The sequence below is a fragment of the Hugonella massiliensis genome (assembly GCA_001486445.1).
GTDB classification, from domain to species: Bacteria; Actinomycetota; Coriobacteriia; order Coriobacteriales; family Eggerthellaceae; genus Hugonella; species Hugonella massiliensis.
In genome coordinates this window covers 94,720-110,600 of record LN908985.1, presented here as the reverse complement: position 1 = coordinate 110,600, position 15,881 = coordinate 94,720, and the positions used below count along the sequence as shown (strand labels likewise).

The following is a 15,881-nucleotide window of genomic DNA, read 5'->3' as shown; positions in this document are numbered from 1 at the left end:
AGGCCCCGTTTTCGTTTCGAGAGTAACGCGCCCCTCCTAGGCGAAATGGGCGGCGAGCGATTCTGGATGCGCGGCGAAACGCAGGGCCGTGTCCTTGTCGACCGTGCCCTCCGCTACGAGGCGCAGCAGGTCCTGATCCATCGTGCGCATGCCCTCGTTTGCTCCCGAAGCGATGACTGAATCGAGCTGGTAGTCCTTCTGGGCGCGAATGAGGTTGCGCGTGGCCGTGTTCGCCATCATGATCTCGTAGGCCGGCACGACGCCTCCGTCGGTACTCGGCACGAGCTGCTGGCACACGACGGCCTGCAGGACTATCGACAGCTGGATGCGTACCTGGCGCTGCTGCGAGGTGGGGAAGGCATCGACGATGCGCGAGACCGTGCTCGACGCGCTCGTGGTGTGCAGGGTCGAGAAGATAAGCTGGGCCTCTTCGGCGGCCGTCACCGCGGTCGCGATGGTTTCGTGGTCGCGCATTTCTCCGAGCAGGATCACGTCGGGCGCCTCGCGCATGGCCGATCGCAGTCCTTCCTGATAGGTGGCCACGTCGGTGGGCACCTCGCGCTGGGTGACGATGCAGGTCCCGTGCTTGTGGATGTACTCGATCGGGTCCTCCATCGTGATGATGTGACCCGACCGCTCGTGGTTGAGGCGGTCGATGATGCAGGCGAGCGTGGTGGTTTTGCCCGCGCCCGAAGGCCCGGTCACCAGCACGAGGCCCTTGCGCAAGCGCGCGAGCCCGAGCACCTCTTCGGGGATGTGCAGCTGGGCGGGGTCGGGCAGGCCGAAGGGGATGGCCCTGATCACGGCGCTGTAGGACCCGCGCTGGCGGAAGACGTTGGCGCGGAAACGGCCCACGCCCGGCAAGGCGAAGGAAAAGTCCTCGTCGTGGTTGCGCAGGCTGGCGAATTCCGCCGGGTCGCGGCCGGCAAGCTCGTAGAGCTCGTCGACGAGCTGCTTGGTATCGGCCGGGGTGAGCGGCGCGCCGTCGCCGCGCTGGTGGCGGCTCGAAATGCGCCAGGAAAGCGGCAGGCCGGCGATCACGAAGATGTCGAATGCGCACACGGTAACCAACGTCTACTACGTGCCCAAGGGCCAAAAGCCCGCGGCCAACCCCTACACGATCACAATCCAGTACCGAAACGCGGCCGACCGTTCGCTCATCGAGTCGCACACCTACACGGTGAGCCCCAACGACCTGAAGGACACGGTCTACACCGCACCCGAACGCTTCACCAGCGGTGCGACCACCTACGTGCGCCTGAAGGGCCAGGAGGCCGGCATCCAGCACGGCTACTACACGATGTTCCGCACCTACACGGTGTGGTACCGCGATATCAACAACTCCCTGCTTGCGGATGTGGTGGTGAACCCGCTCACCTATGCGGCCGTCGATAACGGCACGACGACGCGCAACGGAGCGGGAACGGCAACGGGTGCTGCGGCCGTCGGTACGGGCGCCACGGGCGCTGCCGGCGACGGCGCGACGATCGGTTTGGGAGCCGGCACGGGCCAGAACGTCCTTACGGGCGCCGATGGCCAGGGCGACGCGGCCCTGAACGGGGAAGGCCAGGATGCCAATTCCGAACGCATCGGAGACAACGAGACCCCGTTGGCGGCCGATGCGGGCGCCAACGGTCAGGCCGGTGACGAGACGGCGAGCCCCTGGTGGACGAATCCTGCGGCTATCGCGGGCCTCGTGGGCGCCTGCCTGGTTGCGGCCCTGCTTCTCTTCCTGCTCATGCGTCGCCGCAAGCAGCAGAAAGAGGGGGACGCGGCGCAGCAGTAACCGCTTCCGCCCCTGAACGCCAAGAGGGCTTCGAGCTCAGCGCTCGAAGCCCTCTTTTTGGTGACCCGCTGACTTAGTTCCTTACAGACGTTCGGCCAAGTCGAAAATCAGTCGTTCGGTCTTGTCCCAGCCCAGGCAGGGGTCGGTGATCGACTTGCCGAAGACCCCGCCGTCGAGGGGCTGGCAGCCGTCTTCCAAATAGGACTCGATCATGAAACCGCGGATGAGCCCCTTGATCGTCGCGTTGCGCTTGCACGATTCCAAGACCTCCAGGCAGATGCGCTCCTGTTCGAGCGGGCGCTTGCCCGAATTATCGTGGTTGCAGTCAATGATCACGGCCGGGTTTTGGTAGGTGTCGGCCGTGTAGACCCCGGCCAGGCGTTCCAGGTACTCGTAGTGGTAGTTGGGGTAGTTCACGTCGTCGAGCCCCTTGTAGCCGCGCAGCACGGCGTGCGCGTAGGGGTTGCCCGTGCTCGTGACGTCCCAGTTGCGGTAGACGAAGTTCTGGCTCTGCTGGGCGGCGTAGATGGAATTGAGCATGACCGAGGTCGATCCGCCCGTGGGGTTCTTCATGCCCACCGGAACCTCGATGCCGCTCGCGACCTGACGGTGCTCCTGGTTTTCCACCGACCGCGCCCCGATTGCCACGTAGGCAAGCAGGTCGAAGAGGAAGCGGTAGATGTAGGGGTAGAGGAGCTCGTCAGCCGTGAACAGGCCGGTTTGCTCGATCACGTGCAGGTGCATGCCGCGCGTGGCCTTGATGCCGGCGAGCAGGTCGGGCTTGCCTTCGGGGTTGGGCTGATGGAGCAGGCCTTTGTAACCGGTTCCCTTGGTGCGGGGCTTGTTGGTGTAGACGCGCGGGATGATCACGAAGCGGTCTCCCACCTTTTCCGCGACGGCGGCGAGGCGTTCGGCATAGGCGAGGACCGAATCCTCGCGGTCGGCCGAGCAGGGCCCCACAATCAGGAGCAGCTTGCCGCTTTCGCCCGTGAGGGCGCGCGCCACTTCGGCGTCGAAGACCCGCTTGGCTTCCACCAAGCGAGGCGACAGGGGCATTTCCTCTCGGATTTCCAGGGGGATGGGAAGGCGTCGGTTGAAATTCATCTTGGGCATGGCAGCTCCTTTTTCGGAAGGACGGTTGAGCGGGAGAGCGGGCGCTGGCCTACAAGGCGGCTTCGATCCAGGTGCGGAAGTCGGCCAGGGAAAGCGGCACGACCGTGCACCGGCCGATCGAGGACGCCACGACGACGGGCATGGTGTCGCCCTGGCGCTTCTTGTCGGAAAGCGCGGCGGAAAAGAGGTCGTCGGCGGAATAGCGCGTGGTTGTGGCGTAGCCGTGCGCGCGGGCGAAGGCGTCGATGCGACGGGGTACGCTCGCGTCGCAGCGGCCCATCGTTGCGGCCGCCCGCGAGATCAGGCACATGCCGGTGACGACGGCGCAGCCGTGGCTTTCGGTGAAGCCCGACAGGCGCTCGATCGCATGGCCCAACGTGTGGCCGAAGTTGAGGTAACGGCGGACGCCGGCCTCGCGCTCGTCGGCTTCGACCAGGTCGCGCTTGATTTCCACGCAGCGGGCGATTACGGCCGGCAGGTCGGCGTCGTCGCGGGCGAGCCCGCGTTCGAGCCGGGTGAACAGGGCCTCGTCGGCGATGGCCCCATATTTGGCAATCTCGCCGGCCCCGTCTTTGAAAAAGGCGTCGGAAAGCGTGTCGAGCGTGCGCGTGTCGGCCACTACGGCGTTCGGCTGGAAGAAGGCCCCGGCCAGGTTCTTGCCCTGAGGCAGGTCGACGGCGGTTTTCCCGCCCACCGACGAGTCGACCATCGCGAGCAGCGAGGTGGGCACCTGCACGCAGCGGCAGCCGCGCATGTAGGTGGCGGCCGCGAACCCGCCCACGTCGCCCACGACACCGCCGCCTAACGCCACCACGACGTCGCCGCGCCCCAGCTGGGCGCGGGCGGCCGCTTCCAGGCAAGCTCCGTAGGTCGCAAGCGTCTTGCTCTCTTCGCCGGCAGGAAAGACGTGGCTGGCCACCTGATGATAGCCGGCGTCGGCGAGCGATGTGCACACGCGGGCCAGGTAGTGCGGCGCCACGTGGCTATCGGAAATCACGAGCGCGCGCGTGCCGCCGGCGGTCGCCTGCGCGACGGCGCCCACGTCGTCGATCGTGCGGTCGTCGATGAAGACCTCGTAAGGCGATGATGTGTGTACGGAAACGGTGGGCACGGCTCCGATCCTTCCTGGGAATTCATTCCCTTTGTGAATGATTTCTGGCACTTTACCACGAGAAAGTGAAATGAATGGAAGTATTCGGGTAACAGATACAATGCGCGCGCGTCAATCCGCGAGCGGCGTACAGTGGGTGGGACAACGGGGACGGAGGGTGTCGTCCCACCCGCGGCCGGAGGGCGTCGTCCCACCCGCGCGGGACAACGGGGACGGAGGGTATCGTCCCACCCGCCCGTGGGACAACGGGGACGGAGGGTGTCGTCCCACCCGGAGTGGGACAACGGGGACGGAGGGTGTCGTCCCACCCGGAGTGGGACAACGGGGACGGAGGGTGTCGTCCCACCCGGACCGCCCGGAACATCACGCACGACGGAAGGACACGCGCATGGGCGACACGCTTACCATCGGTTGCCACCTCTCCAGTTCGAAGGGGTATACGGCCATGGCCCGCACGGCCGTAGACATCGGCGCGAACACCTTCCAGTTCTTCACGCGCAATCCGCGCGGCTGCAAGGCCAAGGCCATCGATCCCGACGACGTGGCCGCCTTCCGCACCTTTTGCGCCGATCATGGCATCGCGCGGATCTTGGCGCACGCACCCTACACCTTGAACCCCGCCGCCAAGGACGACCGCATCCAGGAATTCGCCCGCACCACCTTCGCCGACGATTTGGCCCGCATGGAGCACACGCCGGGGCAGATGTACAACTTTCATCCAGGCTGCCATGTGAAACAGGGAGTCGATGAGGGCATACGCAAGATCGTCGACGTGCTCAACGGCGTGCTCGCGCCCGACCAGACCACCACGGTCCTGCTCGAGACCATGGCGGGCAAGGGCACCGAAATCGGCCGAACCTTCGAAGAGCTCGCCCGCATCATCGCCGGCGTCGAGCTTTCGAGCCATGTGGGCGTCTGCCTCGACACCTGCCACGTGTGGGACGCCGGCTACGATATCGCCGGCGACCTCGACGGCGTGCTCGAGGAATTCGACCGGACGATCGGCCTCGACCGCCTGCGGGCCGTCCATCTCAACGACAGCAAGAACCCCTGCGGGTCCCATAAGGACCGCCACGAAAAAATCGGCCACGGCTGTATCGGCTTCGAGGCGCTTTCCTCCGTCACCCGCCACCCGGCCCTGCGCGACCTGCCCTTCTATTTGGAAACCCCCAATGACCTCGCGGGCTATGCGGGCGAGATCGCCCGTCTTCGCGAGGCGCGCCTCATCCCGCTACAATAGGGGCACTACATGCAACCAGAAGGCGAGCCATGAACCCTCTTATCGTCATCCCCACCTACGTGTCCACGCGCCTGAAGCCGCGTGCGGCGACCCCCGTATCCACCTTCGACCACCTGACGCCCCTGCACAAGGAAGGCGAGCTCGGCCGCTGCCTCGATTCGCTGCGCAAGGTGCGCGGCCTGGGGCAGATCGCCGTCATCGTGGGCGGCGAACGCACGGCGGCGGGGCAGGCGGTGCAGAAGGTACGCGCCCTCTGCGAGGATTTCCCCGACCTTTCGATCATGGTGGTGGGCCAGCCCGAAGCGGCCCTGGTGGCCCAGCGCCTCGAACAGCTGGGTCTTTCCGACCTCGACGAGCAGATCGGCCTCTTCGGCTATAGCGCCGTGCGCAACCTGGGCTTGCTCGTGGCCAACGTTTTCGGCTTCGATTCGGTCGTCTTCATCGACGACGACGAAGTGGTCGACGACCCCGACTTCCTCGCCAAGGGCGTCTACGGCCTGGGCAAGCTCACCCGCCGCGGCATCCCCATCCTGGCCAAAACCGGTTACTTCCTCAATTCCGAAGGCACCTACCATTCGAAAAGCCAGAGCAAGTGGTACAACCGCTTCTGGCTGCAGGGCGAAGCCTTCAACAAGTGGATCGACCACGCCATGCAGGGCCCGCGCCTGTCGCGGTCGAACCACGTCTGCGGCGGCTGCTTGGCCCTTCACCGCGAAGCCTACCGGCGCGTCTGCTTCGACCCCTGGATCGTGCGCGGCGAAGATTTGGACTACATGCTCGACCTGCGCATGTACGGGTCCGACATCTGGTTCGACAACCAATGGCAGCTCGTTCACCTGCCGCCCGCCACGCAGAGCGAGGGCTTGCGCTTCCGCCAGGACATCTATCGGTGGATCTACGAGTACCGCAAGATCGAGTACAGCCGCACCCAGATCGACCTGCAGCAGGTGCGGCCCGATTCGCTCGAGCCCTACCCGGGCCCCTTCCTCGAGCCGGGCATCACCAAGCGCATCAAGCGCACGGCCCTGCTGCGCAGCATCGGCCGTCCCGACAAAAGCGCCTACCGCAAGGCGGCAAGGGCGGCCACGCGCGACGCGTCGGTTTACGCCAAGCGCAACTGCCAGAAGTACTTCGGATTTCAGTTCACGTGGCCCGAAGTGATGGCGCGCACCGAAGGCGACGACATGCTGCGCACGGTGCTCCTGTCGGCGGTGGTGGGCGCGGCCGAAGCCGTGCGGTCCGACGGCGCCTCGGTCGACCCGGGCGCCACGGGCGACATCCGTCTTCATATGGCGGAAACGGAATAGGGCGAGAGGAAGGGCTTCGTCGTGTTAACTCTCGTCGCTGCGGCGGTGGCCGGCGTGCTCGTCGGCCTGCTTTCGGGGCTGTTGGGCATCGGCGGCGGCACGATCATGGTGCCCCTCTTTCGCCTGGCCTTCGGTTTGCCAGCGATTCAGGCGACGGCGACCTCGCTGCTTGCAATCATCCCCACCTCGCTTTCGGGCTGTGTGGGGCATTTCTGCAACCGCACCTGCGTGATCGGCGTGGGGCTGGCCGCCGGCTTGGCGGGCGCCTGCACGTCGCCTGCGGGCGTGCATCTGGCGAGCATCTCGCCTTCGTGGGCGATCATGCTGACCGCGGCCGTGATCATCGGGTACTCGGCCTTCACCATGCTCAAGAAGGGTCTGGCCATGCCCAAGGAGACGGGTCGCTCGAAGGCGAGCGCGGCCACGGCGAAGGCGGGTGCAAAGGCGACGGTCCCGGCCGAGCGTCCCGCCCGCGTGCGCGCCACGCGCCGTCAGACGGTCGTCGGCGTCGCGGCCGGCGCGGTGGCCGGTTTGGCCTCAGGGTACGTGGGCGTGGGCGGCGGCTTCCTCATGGTGCCCCTCTTCATCCAGTTCGGCGGCATCTCCATGAGGCAGGCGTCGGGCACGTCCCTGATTGCCGTGACCCTGCTCGCCATCCCGGGGGCGATTGCCCAGATCATGCTGGGCAACGTCCACATCCTTGCCGGCCTTGTGCTCTCCTTGGGTTCGATCCCCGGCGCTCTTGTGGGCGCCAACCTGGTGAGGTACGTGCCCGAGCGCACCCTGCGCCTTCTGTTCGGCGGCTTTTTGCTGGTGGTCGCCGTCATCCTTGTCGGCAACGAAATCATGGTCCCCGAGGTCTAGCGCCTCGGTCGCAAAGGGGGTTCCCATGCACGAAAACATTTCCCACCCGCTTCGCTACCGCGTCGGCGAGGCCCTCTCGCTCGTGGTGGCGGCGCTCACCGGCGCCTTTCTGGTCTACGAGCGCACCTTGCCGCACGAAAGCTATACCCTCACGATCCTCGCGGGCGTCTGCTTCACCTGCGCCCTCATCGTGTTCATTTACCTCTACCGCAGCCCCAACCTGGTGCGCGCCGCGCAAATCGACGAGGTCCTGCGCATGGCCAGCCAGCTTTCGGCCGTGATGGGCGAAGGCCTCGACGAGCAATCGGCCGAAGCTGTATGCAAGGCCCTTCTGCCCAAAACCAACGCGATCGCCGTGGCCATCACCGATCGCCAGTCGATCTTGGCCTACGTGGGCATCGACAAGGACCTCAACCCCATCGACGCGCCCATCCGCACCCAGGCCACCCACGACGTGCTCAACAACGGGACGCTGCGGGTCATCCGGTCGGCCGACGACATCGGCTTCCCCGTCGACCGCGGCCACATCAACGGTGCGATCATCGTTCCCCTTAAGCGCGGCGACGAAACCTTGGGCACCCTGAAGTTCTATTTCCCCACGGCCCGCAGCATCAACGAAACGCAGCTGTCGATCGCCAAAGGCTTCGGCGAGCTCCTGTCTACCCAAATCGCCGCCACGGCCATGGAAGAGCAGAAGAAGCTGGCCACGAGCATGGAGCTCAAGGCCCTGCAGAACCAGATCAATCCTCACTTCCTCTTCAACACCATCAACACGATCGCCTCCTTCATCCGCACCGACCCGGCCAAGGCGCGCGAACTCTTGCGCGAGTTCGCCAAGTTCTACCGCAGCACGCTTGAAGACGCGAGCGACCTGATTCCCCTCTATCGCGAAATCGACCAGACCGAACGCTACCTGGGCTTCGAAATCGCCCGGTTCGGCGAGGACCGCATCCAGTTCACGCGCGAGGTGCCCGACGAGCTGCGCGACACCTACGTGCCGGCCTTCATGGTGCAGCCCCTGGTGGAAAACGCCGTCAAGCACGCGATGCCGGCCACGGGCACGCTGCATATTTGCGTGCGGGCCGAAGCCGAAGGCGACGCGCTCGTGTTGTCGATCGTCGACGACGGCGTGGGCATGAGCGAAGACCGGCGCCAGAACATCATGGACCCCAAGAGCCATACGGGCTTGGGGATCGCCGTACGCAACATCCGCGACCGCGTGCAGGGGTATTACGGCCCCGAATCCTTCATGGCGGTGGAAAGCGAAGAGGGGAAGGGCACCACGATAACCCTCCACTTGAAGGACGGCTGCACGATGAACGCCCAGGAGATGGCCGCCTCGATCGACCAGAAGGCGCCGTCGGCCTTGCGGAATTAGGACGGGGGCAGGCGGTGCTCTGCGTTTCACGCTCGGTGCGCCGCCGCCCCGAACGATGCGTGCAGGCCCATGGCCGCGCCTCCCGTCCGGCACACTCCTCAGCTGGACACATCCTTCCGTTTGTCCCACAACGCCCTGCCCGTAGTCTCACTCCCTTGTCGATTTTTCTTCATATATAGGGGTGTCGGCGGGTATCAATTGCCGCGCGCCGCGGGCGATGAACTATACTGTTGAGCTATGTAGAATCATGCATTCACACGGTAGAGACCAGACGGAAGGGGCTTTCGTGCAGCTGAAGGCTATCATCGTCGACGACGAAGCACCTGCGCGCTCCGAACTGCGCTTTTTGTTGGACGAGCTCGGCAAGACCGAAGTGGTCGCCGAAGCCGCGAGCGTGCGCGAGGCGATTGAAAAGCTCAAGGAATATCCCTGCGACGTGATGTTCCTCGACATCAACATGCCCGAAGCCACGGGGCTTCAGCTCGCCGAGGCCCTGCGTCATCTGAAGTACCCGCCGGCCGTGGTGTTCGTGACCGCCTACAGCGAATTCGCCATCGACGCCTTCAAGGTCAACGCGATCGACTACCTGGTAAAGCCGGTTGAATCCGACCGTCTCGACCAGGCCATCACCCGCGTGGAAGAACAGCTTTCCCTGCGCGCCAAGGTGCAGAAGCTCGACCGCATTCCGGTTGAAAAAGCGGGCAAGAAGATTCTCATCCCCATCGATTCGATTCGCTACGTCATGGCGCACGACGACTACGCCTACCTGCAGACCGACACCGACCGCTACTTCAGCACGGTGAGCCTGGCCCAGCTCGAAAAGCGCCTCGACGGTCACGGCTTCTTCCGCGTCCATCGCGGCTACCTGGTCAACCTTTCGGCCGTCACCGAAGTCGAATCGGTCACGGGCGGCACCTTGCTGCTCACTCTCGAAGGCTGCGAGGAAAAGATTCCCGTGTCACGCCGTCGCGTGTCGTCGCTGAAGAAGGCACTCGGCATCTAGCGCGCGCAGAGAGCGCCGATGGAAGGGCGGGCTGCTTCGGCGCCCGCTTTTTCGTGTGCGAAGCGACGCAGACGGCGCCCGCCCGCAGGTCTCGGCCGTGTTCCGGTGCCCATCTGTCAACGAAAATTCGACCCCATAGGCGCGCTGCACTATAATCTGCGCATATGGAAGAAGGGGCCCGCTTCGGCTGGGCCCCTTGCTTTCGATTCTGTTGCAAAAAGAAAGAGGATATATGCTGAGCGGCGATTTGGAAAAGGTCTACCCATCGGCTAAAACCCTGGTGAAGGACCAAGTGGCCAGTCGTTTGCACGCCAAAGACGCCACGCTGTACAGCTTCGACGAAGCCGCCGAAGCCTGCGCGCGCGATTTCATGGGCTGGGTCGACCTGGCAAGCAACCCGCCCTACCCGATCGAAGACATCAAGGCCTTCGCCAAGCAGGCCAAAGACGCCGGACTCGACCAGGTGCTCCTTTTGGGCGAAGGCGGTTCCACGCAGGCGCCCATGACCATCACCAAGTACAACAGCGTCGACAGCGCGGAAGTGAAGTTCCGCACGCTCGACTCCGACTCGCCGGTGCGCTTGCGCTCCCTGCTCGACACGTGCGACCCGCACAAGCTCATCGTGATCACCTCGTCGAAGAGCGGCGGCACGATCGAACCCATGAGCTACCTGCGCGCCGTACGCGCCGAACTGGCCAAGACCCTTCCCGAAGAGGAAATCGTCAAGCATCTGGTCGCCATCACCGACCCGGGCAGCGCCCTTGAAGAGCAGGCCACACGCGAAGGCTGGCTCAAGGTCTTTTCCGGCGAGCCCACGGTGGGCGGCCGCTACAGCGCCCTTTCGGTCTTCGGCCTGGTGCCGGCGGCGCTTGTGGGCATCGACCTCGACGAGTTCCTCGACCATGCCCGCTCCGCGGAAGCCGCCTGCGCTGAAGACTCGGTCGACAACCCGGCCATCATCCTGGCGGCCTTCCTCTACGACAACTACGTGCAGGGTCGCGACAAGTTCAGCTTCCTCACGCAGAAGCGCGGTCGCGTCCTCGGCCTGTGGATCGAGCAGCTCATCGCCGAAAGCCTGGGTAAGAACGGCAAGGGCATCCTGCCCAACATCGAGCCTGACGCCCTCGTGCTCGCCAAGGACCAGGGCGACCGCACGGCGATCATGTACAAGACCAAAAACGATCTTTGGGACGAACGCAAGAACTTCGAAGTCAGCCTTGCCTACATTTCGGAAACCATACCGCGCCTGTCGATGACCATCGACACGGTGTGCAACCTGGCCGAAGACTTCGTGATGTGGGAATACGCCACGGCCATGTGCGGCTATCTCATGGAAGTCTGCCCCTTCGACCAGCCCGACGTGGCCTCCGCCAAGGCGGCCACCCTGCAGGTCATCGCCGAAGGCGAAACCGAGCCCGATTTCGTGCAGGGCAAGGTCGACGGCATGGTTCTGGGCGAGGTCGAAGTGCGCCTGTCCGATGCGATGAAGGGCGCTGCCACGCTCGAAGAGGCCCTGCGCAAGCTCATGCAAAGCGTGCGCCCCGGCGACTACTTCTCGCTCAACGCCTTCCTGCCCTTCGCGGGCGAAGGCCGTCGCGAGGCCCTCGAGCTTATCCGCCACACGTTCGCGTCGGAATTCGGCATGGTGTCGTGCCTGGAAGTGGGCCCGCGCTACCTGCATTCCACCGGCCAGCTGCAGAAAGGCGGCCCCAACAATGGCGTCTTCCTCATCATTTCGGCCGACGAGCTGAAGGACGTGCCCCTGCCCGATTGGAAGGTGCCCTCGCTCGCCACGCTGGCGAAATCGCAGGCCGAAGGCGACCTGCGCGTGCTTTCCGAGCGCGGCCGCCGCGTGGTGCATCTGCACCTGCCCGATAACTGCGGCGCTACCCTGCGCCAGGTGGGCGATTTGGTGCAGAAGATCGCCCGCACCCTCTAGCGGGTTTCGGTCGCATCAAGCGTCCCTGCACGGGCGCAACGGAGCGCGCGTCCGCTTTGCAGCAGACCGCACCTATCGACTAACGACACGCGCGCGCCGCCCGGTTCAGCCGGCGGCGCGCGTCCGTTTAAGGAGGCATTCGTGCAAGAGGCACTCGATATCCAGGTAACCGGCGTGGTGCAGGGCGTGGGCTTCCGCCCCTTCGTCTACCGGCTGGCCCGCACCTTCCTCATCAAGGGCTGGGTTTTAAACGGCGTCGACGGCGTGCATATTCATGCCGAAGGCGAGGAAAAGCACATCGACGAATTCGTGATGGCTATTTCCGAAGAAGCGCCTGCCGCCGCCCGCGTGAAGAAGATCACGATGGCCGAAGTGCCCCTGGAAGGCTTCACCGATTTCGAGATCCGCTATTCCGACGACGCCGCAACTGAAAAGACGACCCTCGTATCGCCCGACCTGGCCACCTGCGACGATTGCGTCCGCGAGCTCTTCGACCCGGCCAACCGCCGCTACCGCTATCCCTTCATCAACTGCACCAACTGCGGCCCTCGCTTCACGATCATCCGCGGCCTGCCCTACGACCGGCCCGCAACGAGCATGGCCGATTTCCCCATGTGCAAGGCGTGTGCGACCGAATACGTCGACCCGGCCGACCGCCGCTTCCACGCCCAGCCCAACGCTTGCTTCGACTGCGGCCCGCACCTGAGCTGGTACGTGCCCGAAGTGGGCCCGGGCCAGGCGGGCTTTTCGGAAGAGGCGGCCCGTGCCGCCGCGCCCGCAGGCGACCTGCACGAAGCGCCCCGGATGCACTGGGGCACCACGCGCGAGGAAAGCGACGCGCTGATCGCGGCCTGCATCGACAAGCTGCGCGCCGGCGAGATCGTCGCGATCAAGGGGCTCGGCGGCTTCCATCTGGCCTGCGACGCTACCAACCCGCTGGCTTTGGCCGAACTGCGCCGTCGCAAGCGCCGCCCGGGCAAGGCCTTCGCCTGCATGGTGCCCTCCGTTGAAGCAGCTCGCGCCTACTGCCACGTGAGCGACGAAGAGGCCCAGCAGCTGCAAAGCCCCGCGCGCCCCATCGTGCTGCTCAAGAAGCGTGCCGATGCGGTCTTCGCGCCCGGTCTGGCCGATGGCCTTTCCGAACTGGGCATCATGCTGCCGGCCACCCCCCTGCAGCATCTGATCATGCACGACTATCCGGGCCTCCTCGTGATGACGAGCGGCAACGTGCACGACGAGCCCATCCAGATCGACGACGCCTGCGCCTACCGGGCCCTTGCCGGGATCGCCGACGCCTTTTTGGGCAACGACCGGGCGATCCTGTCGCGCTACGACGATTCGGTCCTGCGCGTGCTCGATTTCGGAGAGCGGGGGACGAGCGTGCAGATGATTCGGCGCGCCCGCGGTTTCGCGCCGGCGGTGGTGCCGCTTGCGGTGTCCGGCGGGGAAGACGCGCCCGTGCTGTTTGCCACCGGCCCCGAGCAGAAGAACACCTTCACGCTCACGCGCCCCGGCGAGGCCTTCGTGAGCCAGCATATCGGCGATATAGAAAACGCGCCCACCAACGACGCCTGGCTGGGGGCCAAAGGCATCTACGAACGGCTCTTCAAGCTCGATCCCGTGCGCGTGGCCTGCGACAAGCATCCCGAATACCTCACGAGCAAGTGGGCTCACGCCCAGAGCCTTCCCGTGACCGAAGTGCAGCACCATCACGCCCACCTGGCGGCGGCCATGGCCGAAAACAAGCTCGAAGGGCCTGTGTGCGGATTCGCCTTCGATGGCACGGGCTACGGCGAAGACGGGGCCATCTGGGGCGGTGAGGTCATGCTTGCCAACCTTTCGACCTACGAGCGTTTCGCCAACTTTACCTACTTCCCCCTGCCGGGAGGAGCCGCTGCGATCAAGCATCCCCTGCGGTGCGCCTGGGGTCTGCTGTGGGCGCTCGATTTGCTCGACCATCCCCAGGGCAAGCGGCTGGCCAGCCGCCTGGGCGACGCCGCGCCCGTCTGCCGGCAGATGATCGACCGGGGGCTGAACAGCCCCTTTACCTCGTCGGTCGGCCGCCTGTTCGATGCGGCGAGCGCCCTGTTGGGCATCTGCGAAGAGCCTACCTACGAAGGGGAGGGCGCAGTCCTGCTCGAGGCCGCGATCGACGAGTCCGCCGCCATCGACGCCGAAGCGCTCGACCGCTACCACGTGGGCATCGTGAAGAACGTGGCGTCGAAGGAGAGCACGGCCCTCGACACGTCGGTGCTCCAGCTCGACCCCGAACCCGTCTTCCGCGCCCTGCTCGACGACATCGAAGCGGGGGTGCCCACGGGCGCCATCGCCCGCCGCTTCCACGAAGCCATCGTGCGCGCGATCGTCGAAATGGCCCAGATCGTCGAAGCGGTGTACGGCGTGCGCACGGTCGTGCTGTCGGGTGGCGTGTTCATGAACCGCTATCTGGTCGAGCACGCGGTGCCGGCTTTGGCCGACCTGGGCTATACGGTCGCCATGAACCGCGACTTGCCGCCCAACGATGCCTGCGTCTCGTTCGGGCAGGCCGTCGTCGCCCTCAACCAGTAAGCTGGGACAACGGGGACGCATCCCGTCGTCCCACCAGGTGGGACGACGGGATGCGTCCCCGTTGTCCCGCTCCGTCGAAAATGGCATCCCGCCCATTGCAAATCTGGGGCACATTGGTAGAGTGCTCACTAGTACCCACAGAAGGAGGCACCTATGTGCTTGGCTATTCCCGCTCAAATCACCGAGCTTAAAGACAACAACATGGTCGAGGTGAACATCCTCGGCGCCACGCGCGAGGCCTCGATCGACCTCACGCCGACGGCGAAGGTGGGCGACTACGTGCTCGTCCATGCCGGCTTCGCGATCGAAGTCGTCGACCCCGAATTCGCCGAGGAAACGCTCGAACTGGTGAAGCAGTTCCCCGAAATGGTTGCCGAAGAGGTGCCCGAAGCCGCAGCGAAGCAGGCCGTGTAGATGGCTGTCGAAAGCGAAGGGTCGCGCGCGCTCGACAACGTGCTCAACCAGGACCTCAAACAGTTCAAGAATCCCCAGCTCGCGCGCGGTCTCATCCAATCGATCTACGCGCTCGCGCCCGAGAGCGCTAACCTCATGGAGGTCTGCGGCACCCACACGGTCGCCATCGCTCGCAACGGGATTCGCGGCATCATGCCCCAAGGCACCCGTTTGCTTTCGGGTCCGGGCTGCCCGGTCTGCGTGACCGCCAACAAGGACATCGATACGGTGATCGCCCTGGCCCGCATCCCCGAAGTCACGATTACCACCTTCGGCGACATGACGCGCGTGCCCGGGTCCACGTCGAGCCTGCTCGCCGAAAAGGCCGCCGGCCGGTCGATCGAAATCGTCTACTCGCCGCTCGACGCGCTGAAGTACGCGCAAGACCATCCCGACCGCCAGGTCGTCTTCGTGGGCGTGGGCTTCGAAACCACCACGCCCCTCGTGTCTATGGCGATCAAGCGCGCCCAGGCCCTGCACCTGCCCAACTTCACCGTATTCGTGGCGCATAAGAACATGCCCGGCGCGCTCGAGGCCATCGTGGCCGATCCCTCGCTCGAGGTGAACGCCCTCATCCTCCCCGGTCACGTGAGCACGATCACGGGCACGGCCTGCTATCAGTTCCTCGCCGACGAGTACGGCATTCCCGGCGTGGTCACGGGCTTCGAGCCGGTCGACGTGCTGCAGGGCATCGCCATGCTCATGCGGCAGCTGCACGAAGGTCGCGCCGAAATCGAAATCGCCTACACGCGCGGCGTGCGTCCCGAAGGCAACCCCGTGGCTCTTGCGGCGATCGACGAGGTCTTCGAAACGGTGGCGGCGACCTGGCGCGGCCTGGGTCCCATTCCGGGCAGTGGCTACCACATTCGCGAGAAGTACCGCGACTACGATGCGGTCGAGCGTTTCCATCCGCAGGTCGAGCCCACGGTCGAGCACAAGGGCTGCCGGTGCGGCGACGTGCTGCGCGGCGCCATGGCCCCCGACCAGTGCCCCCTGTTCAACAAGGTGTGCACCCCGGAAAATCCCATCGGCCCCTGCATGGTGTCGAGCGAGGGCAGCTGCGCTGCTTACTATCGCTACTACCGATAAGGTTCGGAGCAAATCGCTTCTAACTCCCCC

Annotated in this window: 13 protein-coding genes; 10 read left to right on the top strand and 3 right to left on the bottom strand. The window is 65.2% G+C overall.

Features of this window, described 5'->3' with window-relative positions; all coding sequences use genetic code 11:
- Nucleotides 1-36: 36 nt before the first annotated feature.
- On the bottom strand, nt 37-1,062 hold the full coding sequence (locus tag BN3270_RS02250) for a type IV pilus twitching motility protein PilT (protein ID WP_271711882.1): 1,026 nt from the start codon (nt 1,060-1,062) through the stop codon (nt 37-39).
- On the opposite strand from BN3270_RS02250, the gene BN3270_RS02245 reads away from it, so the two are divergent.
- Nucleotides 1,046-1,786: a hypothetical protein gene (locus tag BN3270_RS02245; RefSeq protein ID WP_058985572.1), complete on the top strand. Its 741-nt coding sequence runs from the start codon at nt 1,046-1,048 to the stop codon at nt 1,784-1,786. The two genes, BN3270_RS02250 and BN3270_RS02245, sit on opposite strands and share 17 nt — an antisense overlap.
- 81 nt (nt 1,787-1,867) lie before the next feature.
- Here BN3270_RS02245 and BN3270_RS02240 read toward each other — a convergent pair whose 3' ends face one another.
- Complete coding sequence (locus tag BN3270_RS02240; RefSeq protein ID WP_058985571.1) at nt 1,868-2,899, bottom strand: 3-deoxy-7-phosphoheptulonate synthase; 1,032 nt, start codon at nt 2,897-2,899, stop codon at nt 1,868-1,870.
- A 49-nt stretch (nt 2,900-2,948) separates the two neighbouring features.
- Nucleotides 2,949-4,010, bottom strand: a complete 1,062-nt coding sequence (gene aroB / locus BN3270_RS02235; protein WP_058985570.1) for a 3-dehydroquinate synthase — start codon at nt 4,008-4,010, stop codon at nt 2,949-2,951.
- Between the two features lie 388 nt (nt 4,011-4,398).
- Here aroB and BN3270_RS02230 point away from each other — a divergent pair, with 388 nt between their 5' ends.
- From BN3270_RS02230 to hypD, 9 genes are all read left to right on the top strand, one after another.
- Entirely contained in the window at nt 4,399-5,250 is an 852-nt protein-coding gene (locus BN3270_RS02230; RefSeq protein WP_058985569.1) for a deoxyribonuclease IV, read from the top strand.
- A gap of 29 nt (nt 5,251-5,279) precedes the next feature.
- On the top strand, nt 5,280-6,557 hold the full coding sequence (locus BN3270_RS02225) for a glycosyltransferase family 2 protein (RefSeq protein WP_058985568.1): 1,278 nt from the start codon (nt 5,280-5,282) through the stop codon (nt 6,555-6,557).
- 21 nt (nt 6,558-6,578) lie between these two features.
- On the top strand, nt 6,579-7,421 hold the full coding sequence (locus tag BN3270_RS02220) for a sulfite exporter TauE/SafE family protein (RefSeq protein WP_058985567.1): 843 nt from the start codon (nt 6,579-6,581) through the stop codon (nt 7,419-7,421).
- 25 nt (nt 7,422-7,446) lie between these two features.
- Nucleotides 7,447-8,799: a histidine kinase gene (locus tag BN3270_RS02215; protein ID WP_058985566.1), complete on the top strand. Its 1,353-nt coding sequence runs from the start codon at nt 7,447-7,449 to the stop codon at nt 8,797-8,799.
- Between the two features lie 286 nt (nt 8,800-9,085).
- Nucleotides 9,086-9,802, top strand: coding sequence for a LytR/AlgR family response regulator transcription factor (locus BN3270_RS02210; protein WP_271711881.1), 717 nt, complete (start codon nt 9,086-9,088; stop codon nt 9,800-9,802).
- A gap of 232 nt (nt 9,803-10,034) precedes the next feature.
- Nucleotides 10,035-11,741 (top strand): glucose-6-phosphate isomerase, encoded by a 1,707-nt coding sequence (locus tag BN3270_RS02205; RefSeq protein WP_058985564.1) that lies wholly within the window; start codon nt 10,035-10,037, stop codon nt 11,739-11,741.
- A gap of 141 nt (nt 11,742-11,882) precedes the next feature.
- Nucleotides 11,883-14,309, top strand: a complete 2,427-nt coding sequence (hypF, locus tag BN3270_RS02200; RefSeq protein ID WP_058985563.1) for a carbamoyltransferase HypF — start codon at nt 11,883-11,885, stop codon at nt 14,307-14,309.
- Between the two features lie 153 nt (nt 14,310-14,462).
- A complete protein-coding gene (locus BN3270_RS09425; protein WP_058985562.1) occupies nt 14,463-14,723 on the top strand; it encodes a HypC/HybG/HupF family hydrogenase formation chaperone in 261 nt (86 codons plus the stop codon).
- Nucleotides 14,724-15,851 (top strand): hydrogenase formation protein HypD, encoded by a 1,128-nt coding sequence (hypD, locus tag BN3270_RS02190; protein ID WP_058985561.1) that lies wholly within the window; start codon nt 14,724-14,726, stop codon nt 15,849-15,851.
- Nucleotides 15,852-15,881: the final 30 nt, after the last annotated feature.